This is a genomic window from Merdimmobilis hominis (genome assembly GCF_016901855.1).
In the GTDB taxonomy this organism is placed as follows: domain Bacteria; phylum Bacillota; class Clostridia; order Oscillospirales; family Ruminococcaceae; genus Paludihabitans.
The window spans coordinates 119,576-139,326 of the sequence record NZ_JACJKY010000003.1 but is presented as its reverse complement, the minus strand read 5'-3'; the positions used below and the strand labels follow the sequence as shown (position 1 = coordinate 139,326).

General features: G+C 55.1%; 16 protein-coding genes. All 16 read right to left on the bottom strand.

Features of this window, described 5'->3' with window-relative positions:
- Nucleotides 1–14: 14 nt before the first annotated feature.
- A complete protein-coding gene (locus H6A12_RS02895; RefSeq protein ID WP_204444584.1) occupies nt 15–938 on the bottom strand; it encodes a hypothetical protein in 924 nt (307 codons plus the stop codon).
- Nucleotides 939–944: 6 nt separating this feature from the next.
- Nucleotides 945–1,757 carry a PcfB family protein gene (locus H6A12_RS02890; protein ID WP_204444582.1) on the bottom strand — a complete coding sequence of 271 codons (813 nt, stop codon included), beginning with the start codon at nt 1,755–1,757 and terminating at the stop codon, nt 945–947.
- A 6-nt stretch (nt 1,758–1,763) separates the two neighbouring features.
- Nucleotides 1,764–3,200 (bottom strand): relaxase/mobilization nuclease domain-containing protein, encoded by a 1,437-nt coding sequence (locus tag H6A12_RS02885; RefSeq protein ID WP_204444580.1) that lies wholly within the window; start codon nt 3,198–3,200, stop codon nt 1,764–1,766.
- Between the two features lies 1 nt (nt 3,201).
- Complete coding sequence (locus tag H6A12_RS02880; RefSeq protein WP_015535519.1) at nt 3,202–3,633, bottom strand: plasmid mobilization protein; 432 nt, start codon at nt 3,631–3,633, stop codon at nt 3,202–3,204.
- Nucleotides 3,630–3,743 carry a DUF3789 domain-containing protein gene (locus tag H6A12_RS02875; protein WP_075877504.1) on the bottom strand — a complete coding sequence of 38 codons (114 nt, stop codon included), beginning with the start codon at nt 3,741–3,743 and terminating at the stop codon, nt 3,630–3,632. The genes H6A12_RS02880 and H6A12_RS02875 overlap by 4 nt, the downstream gene beginning before the upstream one ends.
- A gap of 141 nt (nt 3,744–3,884) precedes the next feature.
- Nucleotides 3,885–4,076, bottom strand: coding sequence for a DpnD/PcfM family protein (locus tag H6A12_RS02870; protein ID WP_058967065.1), 192 nt, complete (start codon nt 4,074–4,076; stop codon nt 3,885–3,887).
- Nucleotides 4,077–4,155: 79 nt separating this feature from the next.
- Entirely contained in the window at nt 4,156–5,550 is a 1,395-nt protein-coding gene (locus H6A12_RS02865) for a helix-turn-helix domain-containing protein (RefSeq protein ID WP_204444578.1), read from the bottom strand.
- An 84-nt stretch (nt 5,551–5,634) separates the two neighbouring features.
- On the bottom strand, nt 5,635–6,606 hold the full coding sequence (locus H6A12_RS02860) for a DUF3991 and TOPRIM domain-containing protein (RefSeq protein WP_204444575.1): 972 nt from the start codon (nt 6,604–6,606) through the stop codon (nt 5,635–5,637).
- A 194-nt stretch (nt 6,607–6,800) separates the two neighbouring features.
- Nucleotides 6,801–7,013 (bottom strand): DUF3791 domain-containing protein, encoded by a 213-nt coding sequence (locus H6A12_RS02855; RefSeq protein ID WP_204444573.1) that lies wholly within the window; start codon nt 7,011–7,013, stop codon nt 6,801–6,803.
- 37 nt (nt 7,014–7,050) lie between these two features.
- On the bottom strand, nt 7,051–8,250 hold the full coding sequence (locus H6A12_RS02850) for an ATP-binding protein (RefSeq protein WP_204444571.1): 1,200 nt from the start codon (nt 8,248–8,250) through the stop codon (nt 7,051–7,053).
- A 167-nt stretch (nt 8,251–8,417) separates the two neighbouring features.
- The gene (locus tag H6A12_RS02845; RefSeq protein ID WP_204444569.1) at nt 8,418–8,750 is read right to left on the bottom strand and encodes a DUF6664 family protein; all 333 of its coding nucleotides are present in this window, start codon (nt 8,748–8,750) and stop codon (nt 8,418–8,420) included.
- A gap of 69 nt (nt 8,751–8,819) precedes the next feature.
- The gene (locus H6A12_RS02840) at nt 8,820–9,155 is read right to left on the bottom strand and encodes a DUF3848 domain-containing protein (protein ID WP_015535525.1); all 336 of its coding nucleotides are present in this window, start codon (nt 9,153–9,155) and stop codon (nt 8,820–8,822) included.
- An 11-nt stretch (nt 9,156–9,166) separates the two neighbouring features.
- Complete coding sequence (locus H6A12_RS02835; RefSeq protein ID WP_430623625.1) at nt 9,167–18,580, bottom strand: LPD11 domain-containing protein; 9,414 nt, start codon at nt 18,578–18,580, stop codon at nt 9,167–9,169.
- 19 nt (nt 18,581–18,599) lie between these two features.
- On the bottom strand, nt 18,600–18,908 hold the full coding sequence (locus H6A12_RS02825) for a hypothetical protein (RefSeq protein WP_015535527.1): 309 nt from the start codon (nt 18,906–18,908) through the stop codon (nt 18,600–18,602).
- 10 nt (nt 18,909–18,918) lie between these two features.
- Entirely contained in the window at nt 18,919–19,464 is a 546-nt protein-coding gene (locus H6A12_RS02820; protein WP_204444564.1) for a hypothetical protein, read from the bottom strand.
- Nucleotides 19,461–19,730, bottom strand: a complete 270-nt coding sequence (locus H6A12_RS02815; RefSeq protein WP_204444561.1) for a hypothetical protein — start codon at nt 19,728–19,730, stop codon at nt 19,461–19,463. The genes H6A12_RS02820 and H6A12_RS02815 overlap by 4 nt, the downstream gene beginning before the upstream one ends.
- Nucleotides 19,731–19,751: the final 21 nt, after the last annotated feature.

Here is a 19,751-nt window from a genome sequence, read left to right as displayed (position 1 = left end):
GGTCTACTCCTCCTTTACCGTTCCTGTTCCTTCTGCTTGCTGTCGCGGGTGAGGCCCATAGCCCTGGCCATACGGCCATTGAGGGATTTGAACGTATCCCGCATATCGGTGAGGGCAGCAGGAATATCCTCCCTGGGGACCTGCCCCTGAAACACGCCGTCCAGTTTGGAAATCTCATACTCTTTGGCGTCCACGCCATACCGCTTGCAGAGCATATAGCTGACCGCATAGGCTTTGTAGCCGTCCGTTTCCCTGGAATAGCCGTCCATGCTTTGGGCAAGCTGCACATTGGCAACCTCCAGCGAAACACAGCGGAAGATGTCCGGCGCGTCCATGCCCTTTTTCACCAGGATGGCGTTCTGCTCTGCGGAAAACATGGCACCACGGCCCTGGGGCAGCTCCTCCACAGCCCGGATGGGCACCGGGGAACTGGCGATCAGGCCCTTCAAGAGCAGGCGGTCATCGTAGCTCACCTGGGGCTGCGCCAGATCCCGCGCCGTGGTCTGGGAAATATCATAGACTTCCTTGGCGTAAAAGTTCTGGCCCACGCTGCCATCCTCACGGCGGTATGCCTTGCCCGGCTCCAGGATGATAATGGGCAAACGCTTCTCATCCTCCAAAATCTCGATCCCCTGGGAATGCCACTCCTTGTAGCCGCCCACACGCACCGCGTCGGGGCATTTATCCCCAATCAGCAGCGCATTGCGAGCAGAGTGGAAGGGAAAACGGCTCTGCACATCCAGATATGCCTCCATACTGCCCGTACCCTCGGAGAACTCTCCAAAAATCCGGTCCAAGGTGGCATAGGCTTCTTTTCGCTGCTTTTCCTCTTTTACCTGCCACCACTGGCGCTTAGGGCGCTCTTTCCGGCTTTCCTGTTTCTGCGGCGCGGCCTCCGCCTGGGGATGCTGTTCAAACAGATCATCAAAGTTATTCATCACAGATTACCTCTCTTTCGATTTGGGTTTCTTTTTGGGTTTGGGCGGCTGGTGCCGTGTGGTTTTCTGAGCCGCCTTCTTCTGGGGCGCAGCCGGCTCCTCGGCCCTGGCAGCCTCCGCCTCCTTCTTCCGCTGGGCCTGGATGTCCCGCAGCTCCTGCTGGACGGAAGGCTTTTCGGCCCCATCAGAAGTACCCCTTGCGGACTTGCTGCTGTTCTCGGAGATAGGCGCGGACGGATGGGATTTTTCCGCCGCTGGAGCAAAAGGGGCGTTCTTCTCTGCAGCCGGGTTCTCCGGCTGGGCCTTCTCCTTCTGGACGGGCTTTTCCATCAGCTCATCCAAAAGCTGATCGTCCTCGCTCTTTTCCGGCATGGCCTGCTCCGGCGCGGCGGGTTCGCTGCCGCGCTGTTCGCGGGATTTCTCAATGTCCTCCTTGATCGAAGCCGTATCCACAACGGTGAGCTTGAACTTCTCCACGATCCGGTTGGCTCTGGCGGCGTCATCCTCGAACACCAGAATGTCGATGGTATCATCGCCTTTCTTCACCGGGATAGGCGCATAGAGAATCCCGTACCCCTTGGCTTGCTTGGCAAACTCCGGGCAATCCTCCTTCTTGATGGTGTAAACCTTTAAGGGGCGCTTTTCCCGCAGCATAGCCTCAATGCGGGCTTTGCCCTTGGTCTTTTTCTGGTCTTTCAAAACCGTGTAAAGGGCGGCGGCCAGATTTTTAGCAGCAGAACCGGTGATTTTGAGGGCAAATTCAGCACCCTCCAGGCTCATCCGTACCACTTGCTCCGCCGCGTCGCCTGAGTTATACATCAAAAATCATCTCCTTCCTGGGGGAGCCGCCCGGCCCTGCTCCGGCTCCTGGCGGGCTTTCTCATCCCTGCCGGAGACTTCCTCACGGGCGGCCTGTATCTTATCCTTGATGGAAGTGGAGCGCAGGGCAATATCCTCGCACAGCTTCACCTCCCGGCGCAGCTCCTTGATCTGCGCAGACAGTTTGGAGATCTCAGCCCGGATGTGCTCCTGCTGGGCAGGGTCGGCCAGAACCGCCTTGGTGCGAAGTTTCCGGTACAGGCTTTTCCGCTGTTCCGTCAGGCCGGCAAGCTGAGATTCCACATCGGACTGATAGGCGTTAAGCTGCTCCAGGGTGTCAATGCGGTGCCGGGAAAGAAGGCGGGCTTCATCGGTAAGCTCCTGCGCCCGGATCAAATCCTCCCGCAGTGCATGAGGCACCCGCCTGGGCGGGCGGTTCTGCTTTTGGGGGAATACCCCCAGCAGATAGCAGTAGTGAAAGTAGAGGGCGCGGAACCCCGTCGCCTTTTTAGCCTGTTTCAAATCCCCGTGGAGCCTGCACCGAAACGGCTCCGGCCTGTGTTCCCGCTGGGGGCGGCGCTGGGCTAAAATCCGCCTGCGGATGTTCTCCATCGAGTAGTCCTCGCCAAAGTTACGCATGAGCTTGCGTCCACGGGGGTAATTCGGCGGGCGGACCGTAATATCCTTGCCCACCTTGACGTCATAGCCCATCTGCCGCAGATGATAAAAAAACTGCCGTTCCGTCATAGACTGACGGATGGCAGTATCCACATCGGCTTTGATAAGGGAGAGATAGGTGGGGCGGCCTTCCTGCTCGGCCCGCCATTCCCCGTAGTGCTTGGATTTTCCCCGCTGGGGGTTCTCAATGACAGAAAGCCCATACTCCCGGCACAGCCGGTCGGATTCCCGCTGCATATCGAAATAATCCTGCTCGGTACGATGGTACTTGATGCCGTCCACGAAGGAAACCGTGTTCACTACAAAATGATTGTGCAGATGATTTTCCCTGTCCAGATGGGTAGCCACCAGCACCTGGTATTTTTCACCCCACAGCTTTTTTGCCAGGGCAAGGCCGATCTCATGGGCCAGCTCCGGCGTGGCCTCGCCGGGGGCAAAGCTCTGATAGCCGTGGTAGGCCACAGTCCCGTCCTCCTTTCCGAAACGCTTTTTTACCGCTATCATCTCATCGCGGGCAGTAGAGGGGCTGCAATTCACCCCGGAAACAAACTGCCGCATGACCGTTTCGCCTTCGCTTTCCACCGCCTTGCCTGTTTTTTGCTGTTGGACGGCATATTCGATCACATCGGATAGGCCCTGGGCCTCCTTGCCATCCATATCCTGCTTTTCAAAGAAATCAGGATTTTCGGTCTTATCTGGATTCTCGATATAGATGAGGACCTTGCCCAGCCAGCCGTTCACCCGCCAGATGGACGTGGTAGCCACGTCACACCGCGCTCCGCTTGCCGCTTTTGCCGCAAGCGTCAAAAGGCTCACCGCTTCGCGGGTGCTCCTTCTCCCCACGAAGCAGGCTTCGCGGGGACCCCTTCGTGTCCATAGCGCGGGGAAGGATCACCGCTTTGGTGATGTCCCGGACGAGCTGGTCAAACTTCCGCATTTCCTCATCGTAGCGGCGCTCATCAATGACGCCCAGCACATGGGCTTTCTGGGCGATCTGGTTGAGGTTGCCGCCAATCCGGTGAAGCTCCCGCATAAAGTCGTAGTAGGCGGGCGGCGGCGCGTCCTGGGGAACCAGGCCGTTCACCAGATGGCGCAGGTACGCCTCGCGGGAAAGGCCGCTGCGTTTTACTTTCTTGTTAAAGGCTTCCGCCTCTTTTTTGTCCAGCCAGAACTGGACGTGTACGTTGCGTTTTCTCATTCTTCTGAATCCTCCTTTTTGCCGATGCGGTTGATTTGAAGCAGGCACATAATCAGCACGCCGACCACACCGCCCAGCAGAAATCCAATGGCAAAAAACAATCCTTCCATGAAAACCTCCATCCTTTCAAAAGGGGTATTAGGGGGCGTTCCCCCTAACAAGCGGCCTTTGTGGTATCACAAAGGCGATGCTTGCTGGTACAGCTACATTCCATTCCCCTGCGGGGAATCTGGGACAGTCGAAAAAAGAACTCATCGCTCGCCCCGGTCACGGGAATACCGCTTGGCATGGAACTCCACGCCGGTAAAATGGCTGGCGTCCAGAACGACCTCGCCGCGTTTCCATTGGTCCCTGGCAAACTGCTCGGCCTCCTCCCGGCTGTTTGCCGCCACCTTCATTTTCACCTCCAGCGTTTCCCGGATGGTAACATCATAATGGTTCATCGCTCACGCTCCTCTCTAAAAATGGGCAGCAAAAAAGAGCGTCTATTTTCAGAACGCTCTCCAAAAAAGATATTCGTTTTTACCGCGCCTTCTCCTGTTTCAAATGACGGGTGGGGATTGCCAGCAGTTTACGCACCCGGCCCTCCAAATGCTTCTCAATAGCCTGCAAATGTTCTTCCGGCAGGCCCAGGCTTTCGTGACGCTTGAACCGGAACCCGATCATGCGGCGAAGCTGCTCTTTCTGCTTTGGCCCCATGACTTCCGCACACACTTCCTCATAGGAGATGTTGTAGGGGTTAGAACGGGTTTTTGCATACTCGTCCAGGTTCGCATAATCTTCCTTGCCGGCATAGCAGAACAGGGACAGCCCGTTGTCAAAAATGGGGGCGGGCGCAATGATGTTGCCGCTGTGGTTATCCCGCAGGACGCCGAAGTTTCCAAAGTGGCGGTCCTCATTGTAGATCAGGGCGTCAAACACCAGCATACTGCGGATTTGCTCGGAAAACTCCGGCCCCAGCTTGTCGTAGTAGGCAAGGCAGGCGGCAATGCCCCCGGTTCGGACAATGCGCCCGATGGGGATATAGGCTGTGTCGATGTTGGTAAACAGGGCGCACTTAGAGGCGGTAATGCCTTTCCAGTTCTCCAGGTCATAATGCACGGCGTTCAGACGCATGGTTTCCGCAATCTGCGAAGCATAATACTCGCAGTACGGTTCCCGGCCCGTATTGGACGCGCCGGTCGTGCCGCCCTTGTAGAGATAAATCCCATCGTGCTCCACATAGCGCCACGCCTTGGGCAGCATACCGCCTGTGGTCAGCTCCGGGGAAATAGCTGAACTGTTTTTCCCGTGGCCATGTCCGGTGAACGCAACGGATGCCAGCCTCTCTGGAAATGGGCGCTCATAAAGATTGTATTGGGAGAACTTCCCCTCAAATCCTGACCGCACCACCCAATAGCTGTCGTTCAGCGACAGCCCCTTGCACACGTCGATGATTCCCTTGGTGTCGTTGTGGCTAAGGCCAAGGGTTTTCAAAATCTCGTCCACAAAGGCGCGGTTTTTGGGGATAACCCGCCGCTCCAGCCAATGAATGACGCCCTCGCCGGTGCGCTCCATATCCAAAGGCAGCAAATGGGCCTGCTCCTCGTTGGTGTATAAGATTTCAGCCACAAGGCCGGACAAGCCCTGCTTTTCCATGGAAAAGCGCATTAGCTCCGTATCATAAATGCGGAGACTGTAAACATGACTCATAGGCTCCTCCTTGTCGTTCAGTTCCAGTGAAACATCCTTTCCCAGCGCCGAGGCGATTTTTAAGATCATATCAAGCGTAGGGTTCTGTGTCCCACTTTCCAGGCGGTTAATGCCGGAACGCTGGATTCCCAGCCGCCTTGCCAGTTCTGCCTGGGAAATGCCCTGCTCCAGACGGGCCTCCACAAGCTGGGATATGATTTTCTGCCGTTTGCGCAGTTCATCCATACTCTCACCTCACTGCTTTAATGTTAACATATATGATAACAATTTGCAAGAGGGAGAATCTGTCGAAGCTGGGAAACCGGCAACTCACCGCTCCGGCTCTTTGCTGTGGCTGCCCCGAATGGGAATCCCCAGCCGGTGGCACAGAAAATCGTTCACATCCTTTCCACGGGGCGGCGGTTTGTTCTCCACCCGGTAGCCCTCCGGCATGACAGCCATGATTGCCTTGGCCGCCAGCCGGCCAGCGGTGTCGTTGTCCAGATGAAGATAGATGGTTTTCACATGGGGGTGGTCCTCCAAAAATCGGGTGAGGGCCACCGGCAGCTTGCTTTCCTCGATCTTTTTCTTTGGCTGGTACACCCCGGCCAGGGACAGCAGATTGTGCCGCCGCCAGTCGATCCCGTCCAGCCTGCAGAGAGTGGCATAGGACATGACATCAATGGCGCACTCACACAGATGGACTGCCGGATTTTCCACGCAGGCGGGCAGAGCAAAGGAAAATTGCTTATCGCTACCGCTTAAATCCCCGTGGAACCGGGCTTCGCTGATTCCCCGCAGGCAGCCGAACCGCGCCTTGCCATCCTTGTCAAAACCAACGAAAACCACGTTGCCGTGGCCCTTGTTCCGGCTCTCATAAATCCGTCCGGTCTGGACGCAGTAGTCCAAAATCTCCTGGTCAATGCCCCGCCCCTTGAGATAGGCCATCATCGCCCGGTTATCCGGGGCGGCCTGGGGCAGAAGCAGGTTCTTAGGCTTTTCCTCCTTCGGCGCTGGCACAAAGGAAGGCGGCGGGATAGCCGCCCTGCCGGAGATGGTTTCCATGGCCTCCAGAAAGGAATAGCCGTTGACCTTGATGAGATAGTCCAGCGCGCTGTAACCGCCGATCCCGCGGGAAAACCAGCACCATTTGCCGTTGGAAATCCGCAGGCTGTCATGGGTCTTGGTGCAGTAGACGTTGCCGGACACATGGACCAACTCCTGGGGTTCGCAGGTTTGCAGATAGGTGAGAAGATCCACCTGCCTTGCCCGTTCGATGGCTTCTGAATCGTAAAAAGGCATAAAAAAATACAGCCCCCTTCACATAGCCGTAGATTAGCCGCCCCATGTGGGGTAGCTGACTATGTAAAGGGGGCTGTACTCTTTTCAGATATGAAAAAAGCCGACCGGATCGCTCCAATCGGCTTTTTCTGCATATACTTTTGCGATTTATATGCAGATATGAATGGGGAATGTGCAGTTTCGGTCAGACAGCTTTAAGCCATAGCAGGTTTCCTTGCCTCGATATAGAGGTCGATGTCCTCCACGATATAATTGGCCCCGGTGGTGTGCAGGGCTTCATAACAGGAATACACATAGTCCCACACATGGTAACGGGTAAAGAGTTCCGCCACCTGCCTGCCAGTCAAGTGCTTGGCATTTTTGTAGGTCTCCACGCAATAAATGAGAAAATCGCCCTGTCTGGTCACATCCACCCTTCTTTCGCCACTGTATCACACTCTTAAATCAGTATGTGTCACTCAGCAGGAAATCCGCCAAATGCACGATCTTCACGCCATTGATATTTCCTGCCGCCAGCTCATCCAGCGTTACCACATATTTCGGATAGTGGTCTTTGATTTCGAGGAGATTGGCAACCTCCCGATCCGATTCCTCCGGCAACCTGCGGCACACCTGAACGTAGATACGCTCGTCGCGCTGCACTGCCACAAAATCAATTTCTTTCGTTTCATTCTTCCCGATATAAACTTCATAGCCCCGCCGCCGCAATTCAAAATACACGATGTTTTCCAGCATAGCGGCAATGGACTTCGGATTAAAACCCATGATGCAGTATTTCAGAGAAGCGTCTGCCAGATAGAATTTTTCCTGGGTTTTCAGCACGGATTTTCCCTGCAAATCATACCGCTGGCAGCGATAGATCACAAACGCCTTTTCCAGCCAGTTCAGATAGTTGTAAACTGCCTCCACGGATAGGGAGCGCCCCTCGCTTTTGAGGAACTTTGCAATGGCGTTGGCAGAAAAGGTCTTGCCCACATTTTCCACGATATACTTAACAACACGGTTGAACAAATCAAAGTTCATGATGTTATGCCGCTTTGTAATATCGTTGGTAATCACAGAGTTATAGATTCCCTCCACGATCTGATAGGCAGAGCGTTCGTCAAAGTTGCCCAGCGCCACAATAGGGAATCCACCCAGCCGCAGATATTCGTTTAACAGCTCCTTTGGGGAACGGGAATCCGTTTTTTTGAAATCCAGATATTCAGCAAAGGACAGGGTATAGACCGGGATGGAGATATACCGTCCCGTCAAATAGGTCGAGATCTCGCTGGACATCAGCTTGGAATTGGAACCGGTCACATAAATATCGGTGTCGGCGTTTTCCAGCAGGCTGTTGACCGCTTTTTCCCAGCCGGTAATTTCCTGTACTTCGTCCAGCAGCAGATAGTAGCGCCCATTGCCGGTCATTTGCTCCTTGATACCGTGATACATATCCTTGTCGGTCATACCGTCGTCAAAGTCCTCCGACGTATAGCGCATACTGATAATGTGGTCTGCGGCAATCCCGCTTTTCAGCAGATCATCCCGCAGCATATCTAAAATTGTGGATTTACCACAGCGCCGGATTCCTGCCAGTATCTTCACCAGCGGAACATCCCGATAGGTTTTCAGCGTGTTCATATATTGTGGTCGGATAATCATATCGTTCGCCTCCTTGTTCCTTACTAGTAGTATAGCGAAAAACTCCAAGAATATCAATAGTTTTTACTTGTAATCCGTAAAAACTTATTTTCTACAAAACCTTTTTTGGGTTCGAATGAATTTTGGTATGTAAAAGCGGCATGGATTTCTCCATGCCGCCTAAAGAGCTATTCCGTTTTGAAAGCGCCGATTTTCTTCAGATAGGCAAATCCATCTGCATGGCCCCGAAAGTAGATGTGTTCCCGTTCCATATTATCGGCCCGCATATACAGCCGGATAAATTCCTTCAAGGCTTCATGCTCCTCAGCGGTAAAAGAAAGTTCTCCCTTGCCCTCCAGCAGAGCGCCAATCACAGGATTTCGGCGTTTCAGTTCCTCCATCTGGGCCTTCAACTCGGTATATTCCGGGCTGGCAGCCGCCAAATCCATCACGATGTCGCTGTCGATTTCAGAAAACTGCTCGGAAATGCGCTCCGGGAGCAGGCAGTAGCTATCGTCCATCTATCATCACCCCTTGTTACGATTTTTATTATACTATACCTGCCCCGCAGCGCAATGGCAAATGTGCGATCACCTTTCTTTCTGCGCTTTGGCTTTCTGTTTGGCTTCGGCGGCCCTGGCCTGTTCCTGGACAGTATCCCATACCGTATCCATATAAGAGGTTTCCTGGTTCTCCCACCGCTCAAAAATCTGCTTCAAGGGCTTGTCAGATTTCAGCAGCGCCCTGGCCTGACTATCCTCCAGATCGTGGTATTCAAGAGACATCAGGATGTCCTCCCGCACCGTGTACTCATAGGCATGGTTCAAAATCTCAGCCGGCGGTTGGGAGAGCAGCCAATCCCGGAACTGCTCCTGTTCCGCAAACATTTTCTCATAGAGCCTGGTATTTAATTCTTCGTTGGTCATCGTATCCTCCTTTACCGTGCCAGCTCCGCAACCCTCCGGGCAGGCACATCCTCGCCCTCGTCTGGGGTATCGTCCATCAATGTTTTGTCCTTCTCATCCATGTTGAGCAGAATATTCAGCTCTTTCAAACGGGCTGTTTTCTCCGCCAGCTCCTCCTCGCGGGCAAAAGGGGCAGCCAGTTCGGTGCGGGCGTTTTCAAGCTGGGCATTGGTTTCTGCCAGCTTGGCCTGTTCCGACTCCAGTGCTTTCGGCAGATTTTCCAGGGCATTGTCCAGGCGGGTGATATTGCCGAACACATCCGCGCCCAGCGTCACCGTGTGGGAAAGAGTTCCTTTGAGGGTGATCCGGTATTCATTGCTCATCCCGTCATAGGCCAGCACCATGGAAAAGCCCCGGTACTGCCCCAAAAGAACAGCGTCGGAACCAGTCATGCGGGTGCAAACGTCAATGATAGCCTTGCCTGCGTCCTCTTTTTCGGTGTAGTGTTTGCCATCCACCTCCATGCCGCAGAAGCCCTCCTGAGCCTTGGGGTGGTCCGCTACCAGCGCCACATCCTGCTCATAACCCGCGATCCGTTCCGTGAGCCGGGTGATTTCCTCCGGGTATTTCCGATACACCAGTTCCTCCAGAGCGTACACCTGGTTCAAGTGGCTGGCTTTCAGCATATTGAGCCGCGCCACCTCCATATCCAGGTTGCACTTCTCGATAATAAGTGGGTTGCCGGTGGCCAATGCCTTGATTTCCGAATAGCTGAGGGCAGTTTCATCTACATCATCCGCCACACGGACGGGGGCCTTGCTGGTCATGATCTGGGCGATGAACTTCTGCTTGTTCTCCACAAGCTGGTAGAGGTAAGCGTCAAAAGTGCCTTCCGTTACATACCGATAGATTTCCACCTCCTCATTTTCATTGCCCTGGCGGACGATACGCCCCAGCCGCTGCTGAAGGTCGGAAGGCCGCCAGGGGCAGTCCAGGTCATGCAGGGCAATGAGCTTATCCTGGACGTTAGTGCCTGCGCCCATTTTGGCCGTGGAACCCAGCAGCACCTGCACCTGCCCGGCGCGCACCTTGGAAAACAGCTCCTTCTTTTTGGCTTCGCTGTCTGCCGTGTGGATAAAGGCGATTTCCTCCTCCGGGATACCGGCGTCCATCAGTTTCTTTTTTAGGTCGTCATAAACACTGAAAGAGCCATCGGTGGTAGGGGTGGACAGGTCGCAGAACACAAGCTGTGCAGAGCGTTTTTCTTTGGTCTGTTCCCAGATGCGGAACACATTCCGGGCGCAGACAGCCACCTTGCCATTGGGGTCATCCGGGGCCAGAGGCTGAATCAGCCGCATATCCAACGCCAGTTTTCTTCCATCGTTGGTAATGCGCAGCATATTGTCCACATGAGGATCAACACCGCCGCCGCGAATCTTCTCAGCCCGTTCCGCCAGCCCCTTTATCATCTCCTTCTGAAGCTCCGAGGGCTGGATTACTTCCGTGTGGAAGTTGGCCTTGGGCACGGGGAGTTTGAGCATATCCGCTGTTTGGATGTCAGCCACCTCCTTGAAAGCAGCCATCAGCTCCGGCAGGTTATAAAACTTGGCAAACCTGGTTTTAGCACGGTAGCCGGTGCCCTCCGGCGATAACTCGATGGCGGTGACAGTCTCCCCAAAGTTACTTGCCCAATCGTCAAAATGGATCAGGCCCATCTCCTGCAGGAGCCTGTACTGCAAATACCTCTGGATGGTGTAAAGCTCTACCATGGAGTTGGAGATAGGGGTGCCGGTGGCAAAAATCACGCCGCGCCCGCCGGTCAGCTCGTCCAGGTACTGCGTTTTCATAAACAGATCGCTGGATTTCTGGGCTTCGGTCTGGGCAATGCCGCCCACGTTTCGCATTTTTGTCGCCAAAAACAAGTTCTTAAAATAATGGCTCTCATCAATAAAGAGCCTGTCAACACCAAGCTGCTCAAACGTGACCACATCATCCTTGCGGCTCTGGTCGTTGAGCTTGGCCAGCCTTGTCTCCAGCGATTTCCGGGTACGCTCCATCTGCTTGACCGTGTAGCGTTCCGCCTTCTGCACCTTGGCCTGTTCGATCCCTTCCAGGATTTCCTCAATCTGGCGCTCCAAAATAGCCTGCTGGCGCTCCACGCTCATGGGGATTTTCTCAAATTGCGAGTGCCCGATAATGATGGCGTCATAGTCCCCGGTGGCAATGCGGCTGCAAAACTTCTTGCGGTTCTGGGTTTCAAAATCTTTCTTCGTGGCAACTAAAATGTTGGCGCTGGGATAGAGCTGGAGCCATTCCGCCGCCCACTGCTCGGTGATGTGGTTTGGCACCACGATCAGCGACTTGGTGCAAAGGCCCAAACGCTTCATCTCCATGGCAGCGGCCACCATCTCGTAGGTTTTGCCTGCCCCTACTTCGTGAGCCAGTAGGGTGTTTCCGCCATACAAAATGTGCGCAATGGCATTGATCTGATGGGGACGTAAGGAAATTTCCGGGTTCATGCCCTCAAACCGGATGTGCCGCCCATCATACTCACGGGGACGGACGCCGTTGAAGGTTTCGTTGTAAATACGGCACAGCAGTTCCCGGCGGTCGATGTCTTTCCAGATCCACTCGGCAAACTTCTGCTTGATGAGTTCCTGCCGGTCCTGGGCAATCGCGGTTTCCTTTTTGTTGAGGACAGGCTTTTTCTTGCCGTTCTCGTCCTCAATATAGTCAAATACCCGCACATCCCTTTGATTTAGAGTCTGCTCCAAGATGTGGTAGGCGCTCATCCGCTTGGTGCCGTAGGTGGTATTGGCTTTTACATTGCTGCGGTCGGCGTTTTTCTCCCGGATGCTCCATTGGCCGGTGGCTTCGGAGCGCAGGATTTTGATACGGTCCCGCACATAGTAATTGGGGGTGAGCAGCTCCACCATGAATTGCTGGTACACCTCGATGGGCACCCAGTTCGCGCCAATGCGCACGCCAATTTCTCCAGCGCCCAAATCCTGGGGCTGAACGGCTTCCAGGGCCTCCACATTCCTGCGGGCGGTTTCCTTCTGATTGTCAGGGGCCACTTCCAGGAATGCTTTTGCCATCCGCAGCTTTTGGCGCACTTTCCCGGAAAGGTACTCATCCGCCGTGACAAGAGGATAGCGGCTCAAATCCGCCAAAGAAGGCAGGATGTCCTCCGGGTTCTCCGCACAGCGAATATCCCGGTAGATCACCCCGGCAAGCTCTTTTTCCAGTTCCTCCAGGGATTTACCCGACAGCTCTGCCATATAGTCCATATCCACACGGGCTTTTTCCGAAATGGACACCGCCAACGCTTCACTGGCTGTATCCACACTGGTGACAGCCACATGGGGCCGGATGGTGCGCCGGGTGAACATATCGGCTTTTCTTTTTAGGTTGCCCTGCTCATCCAGCACCTCCAGAGAGCACAAGAGGCAGTAGCTGGAGTCCTCCGAAAAGGCCAGCTTGTTGCCGCGACTGTTCAGCAGCCCATACTTGGCGGTGAAGCTGTCGTAAAGGTCATTGAGCTTTTGCTGCTCGGCTGCAATCTCCTCATCCGGGTAGCCTTCGGTCTGGTACTCAATGAGCCTGCGGACACATTCCCGCAGCTCGATCATGCCCCGGATGCGGTTTTCCGCCGTGACGGAGACTTCCACCGGGTGCATGAGGCTGTTTTCCCGGTAGTATACTTGCCCATCTGCAATCGTGTAGCTGAAATTCTTCACTGTGGGGTCGGCAGGGATGGAGCGATCTTCCTCCTCGTCCAGCTCCTCCAGCTCGTAGGGCTTGATTTCCGCCTGCAAAAACTGGATGGCATTGGCAAGCTGCTCGGACAAATCTTCCCCCTCGCGGGCTTTGCAGGCGCTGTCCGGCCCGAACCGGGTGGATTCCATCACCATGTCGCCCAGAATCATCTCCGGGTGCTGCACGAAATAGCGGTTCATACGGATTCCGTTTTCATCCGTGTCCAAATGCACCCAATCCTGGTCTAAATCGGTGATGTGGTCGCGCTTTTGCAGAAAGATGATGTCGCTGGTCACTTCCGTTCCGGCGTTCTGCTTGAAGGTGTTATCCGGCAGGCGGATGGCCCCGATCAGGTCGGCGCGCTGTGCCAGGTACTTTCGGACGCTGGAGTTTTCCTTGTCCAGAGTGCCTTTGCTGGTAATGAACGCCACAATACCGCCGGGCCGCACCTTGTCCAGCGTCTTTCCGAAGAAATAGTCGTGGATCAGCCAGTGGTGCTTGTCGTACCGTTTATCCAGCACCTTGAAATCCCCAAAGGGGACGTTGCCCACGGCTACATCAAAAAAGCTGTCGGGCATTTGCACAGTTTCAAAGCCGTTTACGGAAATGTTGGCATTCTGGTAAAGCTGGCCCGCAATCCGCCCGGAAATGGAATCCAGCTCTACGCCATAGGCTTTGCTGCCCGCCAAATCTGTGGGGAGCAAGCCAAGGAAATTACCGGTGCCGCAGGATGGCTCCAAAATGTTGCCCTGGGTAAAGCCCATCTGAGCGAGGGCCTTATAGATTCCCCGGATGACCACAGGCGGCGTGTAAAAGGCGGTGAGGGAGCTGGCCCTGGCCGCTGCGTATTCCTCCGAATCCAGCAGAGATTTCAGTTCCTCATAATGGGGGCTGGTTTGTTCAAAGCAGTTTGCAAGGCCGCCCCAGCCCACATAGCGGGATAGGATTTCCTGTTCTTCGGGTGTGGCCAGCCGTTCCTCCGCCTCAATCTGCTTCAAGGTGCGGATGGCGGCAGCATTGGCCGCGTATTTCTCGCTGGGGGTGCCGTGGCCCAAGGCGTCGTCGGTGATGTGGAAATCATGGCGCTGATCCCTGGGGACCTCCGGGTGCAGGGTTGTGAAAGTAATGCGCTCACGGCGGGGGTGCTTCGGCGGCAGGGGGAGTGCTTCTTCTTTTTTAGGCTGTAAATCGGCCTGCTCTGGGCTGGCTGGCTGTTCCTCTGCGGCAGGGGCTTGTTTTGCCTGCTCAATGGCTCGTTCATCAGGGAAGTTCCCGTAAACCCGCAGCCATCTGTTCTCCTGAAGGTCATAGATACCCGCGCCATCATAGGCAAAGCCATCCTCGCCCTCCATAGTGCCGGCCACATATTTCTGCGCAGCTTGTTCGGCCTCCGCCAGCGTTTGGTAATCCAGCCGTTCATCATAGCCATTTTCGAAGTGGTGGTACACCACCACCTCAAAAGGCGGCTCCATGCGCTGGGCATAGCGGTCGATGTCCTCCATGGTGAGCCATTCCGGTTTTTCCGGCAGGGCGTCATAGAGTTCCCGCATTTTGGCGATTTGCTCTCGCACGTTCCCAGCCCACAGGTGCTTTTCCGCCCGTCCGCCAGCGCCCAGGAAGTAGTCGCAGTCGGCTTTCAGGCGGCTGAGTAAGCGGTAGTCATCCGAATCCTGCTCCGGCGTGGTACTGATGGATTCCAGCTCCTCATCGGAAACGGAAATAAGGTCGTCAAAATCCAGTTCGGCCAGCTCATTTTGGATGAGTTCATCCAGGCTCTCATACTGCCTGCGCTCCAAAAACTGCCCGCCCAGATAACGCTCAATACGGTAATGGACCAGATCGGCATTGACCTGGATGGGGATTTCCTCATCCGTGACAGTGGTGTAGGCAATGCCCACCTTTTCCAGATCACTGAAGTCGGCTGGGCTGCCATACTCGGCCTCGCAGAAATCGTTGATAAACTCTTTGGCGATCTCCAGTGAAGCAGGTTCCGTCTCCTCGGACAAAAACTCGCGCTCAATGAAGTCGGCAACATCCTGGCTGTTACCTTTGCCGCCATGAGCACGGTAATCCATCAAGCCTTCTTCGACCAGTTCTCTGGAAGCCGCATATCCGGCCTCCTCCAGATAACCGGCGATTTCTTCTATCTGCGCCTGTTCCGGGGTAAGGGCCAGGGGCAGCTCCCCGATCTGCTCCATACAGAGGGTGATGTCCACCGCGATTTCTTCTTCCGGGTCCGCATGATCCAGGAAGGATTGAAGCAGTCTGCGGATTTCCTCCCGCTGAACGGGGTCGTGAAGCTGCTGGGCAATATTTTCCAACGCTTGGGCGTCATCTTCACCATAGCCCATGCGGGAACCGTCAAACTCTCCCACAAAGCGCAGCACCTGGGCGGCCAGCTCCGGGTAGGGGTCTGCCGGTTCTTCTTTTTGAAGCGGTTCCTGTACCCTGGGTGGCACGGCGAACACCGGCGCGTCCTGGGTCACGGAAATGGTCATTTCCGAAGTGTCAGCAATCCGCTGGATTTCCTCCCGCACTGCCTGGGGCATTTCCTCATCATAAATCGTTACCGTGCGGTCCGGCGCGATGTGGGCAACCGTTTTGTAGTCCCCGTGTTCTTCCTCCAGCCGGTTCCACACAGTAATCCCATTTCCCAAATGGCCATAGCCCAGGTCGTAGGCTTTGGCTTGCGGCATAGCAGGAGCCGCAGGCTCCTTGTGCTCTGCAAAGAGCGTGAAGGTTCCCTGCCGGAAGGCGGTGAGGTTTTCAAATGCCTGCTGGCGCAGGGCATACATCCTGTCATCCTGCGGGGTGGCCTCCCAAACGGGGACCATCATCTGATAGATTTCTTCCACACGGGCCGGGTCGTCAAGCTGCGTCTCGATGAGCTTCACCGCGTCCCAATAGTCAAAGCCAAAGGGATAGGGGTGGGGCTGCTCCTGCGGCACATTCTCAAAGAAAGTGCGGATATTCCGGGCAAGCTGGTGCTTCTCATACTGCGGCATGGCGGCGCGGTCCTCATCGGGGAGGAACCGCCCCTGGGCGATCATGGCGCTGACGCGCTTTTCCACGGCGTTCCATTTCAGCTCCACCTTGGCGTAGGGGGCGGTAATACTGCCGTGGCTGAAAGAAACACCTTTACTGAGCTGGTAGGTCACATCGTCATTCCCACCGGAATGGCCGCTGTACTCGCCGTGGTAGTGCTTTAAGAAATTCTCCCGTTCCTTGCGCTCTGTGTGGTTGCGATAGAAAGAATACACGGCCAGCCGGTAATCGGTGCTGCGTTTTCCACCCCGGAGAAGGTTGTCGATCTCGTCCCCGGAGATGAAAAAACGCCGCTGGGGGGCGTACCCTTCGGCGGCGGTAAAGTGCAGCGGTTCCCGCTGCAGGTCGGAAAGCTGCTCCAGCAATTTTTGCGGACGGTGGAAATGGAATCGCAGCAGTTCCCGGTTCTCTCTGTATGCCTGGACAAACTGCTCCAGCTCATCCCGCAGGTTCTGCAGCCCCTCCGGATGGCCTAACAAATCGCTTATGGCGGCGCTTTCCTCTGGAAACCCATGATTTTTGCCGTAAATGGCATTCACCGTGGGAAGATAGCCCGCGTCGGCGGTGCCTTCTGCAAAATCCTGCCGGAGATACCATAGCTGCGCGGCCCGTTGCTGGCGTTCATACCCGTCCACCCGGTCCAGCTCGCTCTGGGGCATATACCGGCCCAAATCCAGCAGTTCCCGGATACGGGCCGCCGCCTGTTCCCAGGGGATGAGGGTGGCGCTGGAACGCTGGGCGCTTTCGCCCTGGGCAATGCGGATTCCCTCGGCGTTGTACCAGATGGCATACTGTCGGCCATCCAGATAAAAGCCAGCGCCGTTCTCTCCATAGTGCTCTGCCAGGAACCTGGCATTGTCCGGCTTATCCTTTTTGAAATAGGCGCAGATGATGAGGCGGCTGTTCTGGTCGTTGGCACCAATGCACAGCGCCTCGTCGATTACCTGCTGAGGCAGAGCCGGGTGAGGGAAAATGGATGGTTGGGCCGTACCCTCGGCCTGGGCTGGCTGCTGAAGCGCCGCAAAATCAAAAAGGGACATCTGCTGGCTCTCCTGGGTAAGGAGCTGCGGGATGTCCGTCTGAATGAAATATTCTTTTTTGTCAATGAGCTGGGCAGTCCACTGGGCCACAATATCCCAGGAAAAAACGGATTCCTTGGTGCGGGATGGGTAAGAGCCTTCCCACATGAGCAGGCCATTCTCCTGGGGCTTATATCCCAGGCGCTGCCCGTCAGCGATGATCTCAGTGTACCGGTCCTGATAAGCGGATTTCAGGTAGTCGGCCCGTTCCTGAACGTCGCTGTGAACCGAAAAGAAAAGCTCGATCTGATTTTTCTTATATTTCAGGTCATCATCTTTGTTGGCGATGATGGCCATGATCTGCTTTTCATCCAAAAGCGCAGGGAGCTGTTCGCCACCTGCGCTTTCTTCCGGTTCATCAATTAGCTGTAAATCAGCTCCGCCAGCACCGTTTCCTCCGCCGCGTTCTGCAGGTTGCTCATCATCTGCACCCACTTCATCTGGTCGCTGGCTTTCAGTTCCTCCGTCACGCCCTGGTTCTTGGCCATCTGCGCCACGATCTGCTCCATCCGGCGCTGGGCGGTCTGCTGGATCTCCGCCAGATGGCTGTTCAGCTTGCCGCTGGTCAGCAGGTTGGTGTACGTCACCCTGCGGTGCTCCTTGAGGAACTTCTTCCGAAGCAATGCGTATTTCCCATGGGGAACCGGCTCCTCCTGGGGCGGCAGAAGGTTCGGCAGATTGTAATCGCCCTGCCTGGTGTAAGTGATCTCGGTCATATTCAAAACTCCTTTCCGGCTGTGTGTTTTCCTGTTCAGTTACAGCATACTGGTTTTTCTGCTGGGGTTCAAATGTGCGATTTTCTTTTTGGGGCTGTCTTTGCAGGGCAAGAACCGTGCGGGAAATGGCGGAAAGGCACATCTGGGAGATGTCCCCGGTGGCCACGCCTAAAGCGTTCAACGTCTGCGGGGTGTTAAAGTCCGTCACATCCCGGAAATCCATGTCCTCAAAATATTCAGACGGGTCAAGGCCGCAGCGCACCAGCAGCATATATCCAATGCTGTTTTGCACCGCCCTGCGGTATTCCACTTCCAGGTTCAGCTCATCCAGTTCTTCCAGAAAGCTGCCTTCCGTGAGGGTTTTCAATTCTGCCAGGTAGTCGGGCATATTGTCCTCCACGGCGTTCTTTGCCGCAGAGAGCAGTGCTTCACCCAAATCCTCCTTGCGCTCCAGCTCTCCAAAGCTGTTTTCCAGCGTTTCAATGATGTCCGGCGCATATTCCTCCCGCACCGTCCAAAGGGGGACGGGGCGGGGAAAACGGGCCTCGTGGGTATCGGAAATGTCAAAGTAGTATTTCAGCCGGGGTTTGCCAGTATGCTCGCCGTCAAAAACGGCAATGCCGTTTGCGCCCCGGTTTACCCAGCGCCCAAATTGCCGGTTCCATCGCTCGATCTCCAGGACGGCGGTGGCGTCTGGGCGCTGGGCGTAGACAAGCAGTTGTTCATCGAAAGAAAGCCGGTAGTTACGGCAGGCAGAAGCCAGAAACGCCCGCCACTGGTCGGGAGCTGTTACGCTGCGCTGCGTTTCCTGGTACAGCTCCGTCAAGGCTTTATATCGTATCGCCATCGGTTGCCCCCTCCTTTTCTTATTCTTTTTTCGCAGCTTTCAGTTCTGCGCTGTAATCCTTATCCGGGTCATATTGATTGCACAGGGAGAGCAGCAACAGCCAGATGGTATTTCCGGCCTCCTTCGGGTACATCCGAAGCGCCACGCAGGGCGCATGGTCGCTGTCAACAAAGGGCCTCCCATAACGCATAAACTGGTCGATCAGCTTTTGGGCCATCTCCCGGTATTCTTCATAGGGGTTCTGTTCCGCCTGCTGATGGAGAACCGTCATCAGCAAGTTGAACCAGTCCTCATGCGTATCCAGTTTTACAGGCGGTAAAGACGCCATTTTTATCACCTCATCTTTCCATGGCGACGGCCTGCCGCTGCCGGGGAATGGAAAACCCGTAGACTTTGGCGATGTCGTCGCCCAGCCTGCGGGTCACTCTCGTAATATCGGCGCGGGTTGCAATGCCGCGATATAGTTTTTCTTTCAGCAGTTCAATTTGAGAAGGGCTGGCGCTGTCCTTGTAAACGCGGTAGAGGTAAAAGTTCGTGCCATCATGGTGGATGGCGTCGCACCGCAGATCGCCCAGCCTGTCCACATACCAGGTGGAATAATCCGTATCGGAATACAGGCAGTCCCGGATGTTGCCGCTGGGGATTTCCTTATATCCCATGCGCCGCCCATTCCACAGGCCCAGGTCGCCTACGACTAAAATCGGCTGGGAGAGCTGCACATTGAGGTTAGCGCGTTCATCATCCAGGTAATCCCCATTGATTTCATACATCAAGGAAATGCGCTCATTTTCGGATAAATCCGGGTATTCTGCCTCCAGATCGTCCCGCCAATCCTCATAGTCCAGGCCATAATTGCTCCAGATAACGTGTCTTTCCTCCTTCATCGGGCTTCACTTCGATTTCTTAAAGGGAATTTACCCAAACACACAGTTTTCCCGGAGAGTTCTTCTGTATCTAAATCCACGTCCCCGCAGTCATAATGCGTTCCATAGGTTTCGTTATACTTCTCCATAATAGAATCTGGAATATAGCTGTCACCATTAACCACGGCTCTGCCCTCCGTGAAAATCCGGGAAAGACATTTTCGTTTGTCCAAGTCGTTTCCAGAAACAAGCAGCTCCATTTCATCCGGCGTAAGAGAAAATGTCATACCTATCCGCGCCCAGATTTG

Coding starts and splice junctions, on each gene's coding strand:
- H6A12_RS02840 (WP_015535525.1), bottom strand. CDS start 9,155: ATGACCAACGAAGAATTAAATACCAGGCTCTATGAGAAAATGTTTGCG.
- H6A12_RS02850 (WP_204444571.1), bottom strand. CDS start 8,250: ATGATTATCCGACCACAATATATGAACACGCTGAAAACCTATCGGGAT.
- H6A12_RS02870 (WP_058967065.1), bottom strand. CDS start 4,076: ATGAACCATTATGATGTTACCATCCGGGAAACGCTGGAGGTGAAAATG.
- H6A12_RS02875 (WP_075877504.1), bottom strand. CDS start 3,743: ATGGAAGGATTGTTTTTTGCCATTGGATTTCTGCTGGGCGGTGTGGTC.
- H6A12_RS02880 (WP_015535519.1), bottom strand. CDS start 3,633: ATGAGAAAACGCAACGTACACGTCCAGTTCTGGCTGGACAAAAAAGAG.
- H6A12_RS02865 (WP_204444578.1), bottom strand. CDS start 5,550: ATGGATGAACTGCGCAAACGGCAGAAAATCATATCCCAGCTTGTGGAG.
- H6A12_RS02820 (WP_204444564.1), bottom strand. CDS start 19,464: ATGAAGGAGGAAAGACACGTTATCTGGAGCAATTATGGCCTGGACTAT.
- H6A12_RS02825 (WP_015535527.1), bottom strand. CDS start 18,908: ATGGCGTCTTTACCGCCTGTAAAACTGGATACGCATGAGGACTGGTTC.
- H6A12_RS02895 (WP_204444584.1), bottom strand. CDS start 938: ATGAATAACTTTGATGATCTGTTTGAACAGCATCCCCAGGCGGAGGCC.
- H6A12_RS02890 (WP_204444582.1), bottom strand. CDS start 1,757: ATGTATAACTCAGGCGACGCGGCGGAGCAAGTGGTACGGATGAGCCTG.
- H6A12_RS02845 (WP_204444569.1), bottom strand. CDS start 8,750: ATGGACGATAGCTACTGCCTGCTCCCGGAGCGCATTTCCGAGCAGTTT.
- H6A12_RS02835 (WP_430623625.1), bottom strand. CDS start 18,580: ATGGCGATACGATATAAAGCCTTGACGGAGCTGTACCAGGAAACGCAG.
- H6A12_RS02860 (WP_204444575.1), bottom strand. CDS start 6,606: ATGCCTTTTTACGATTCAGAAGCCATCGAACGGGCAAGGCAGGTGGAT.
- H6A12_RS02815 (WP_204444561.1), bottom strand. CDS start 19,730: ATGACATTTTCTCTTACGCCGGATGAAATGGAGCTGCTTGTTTCTGGA.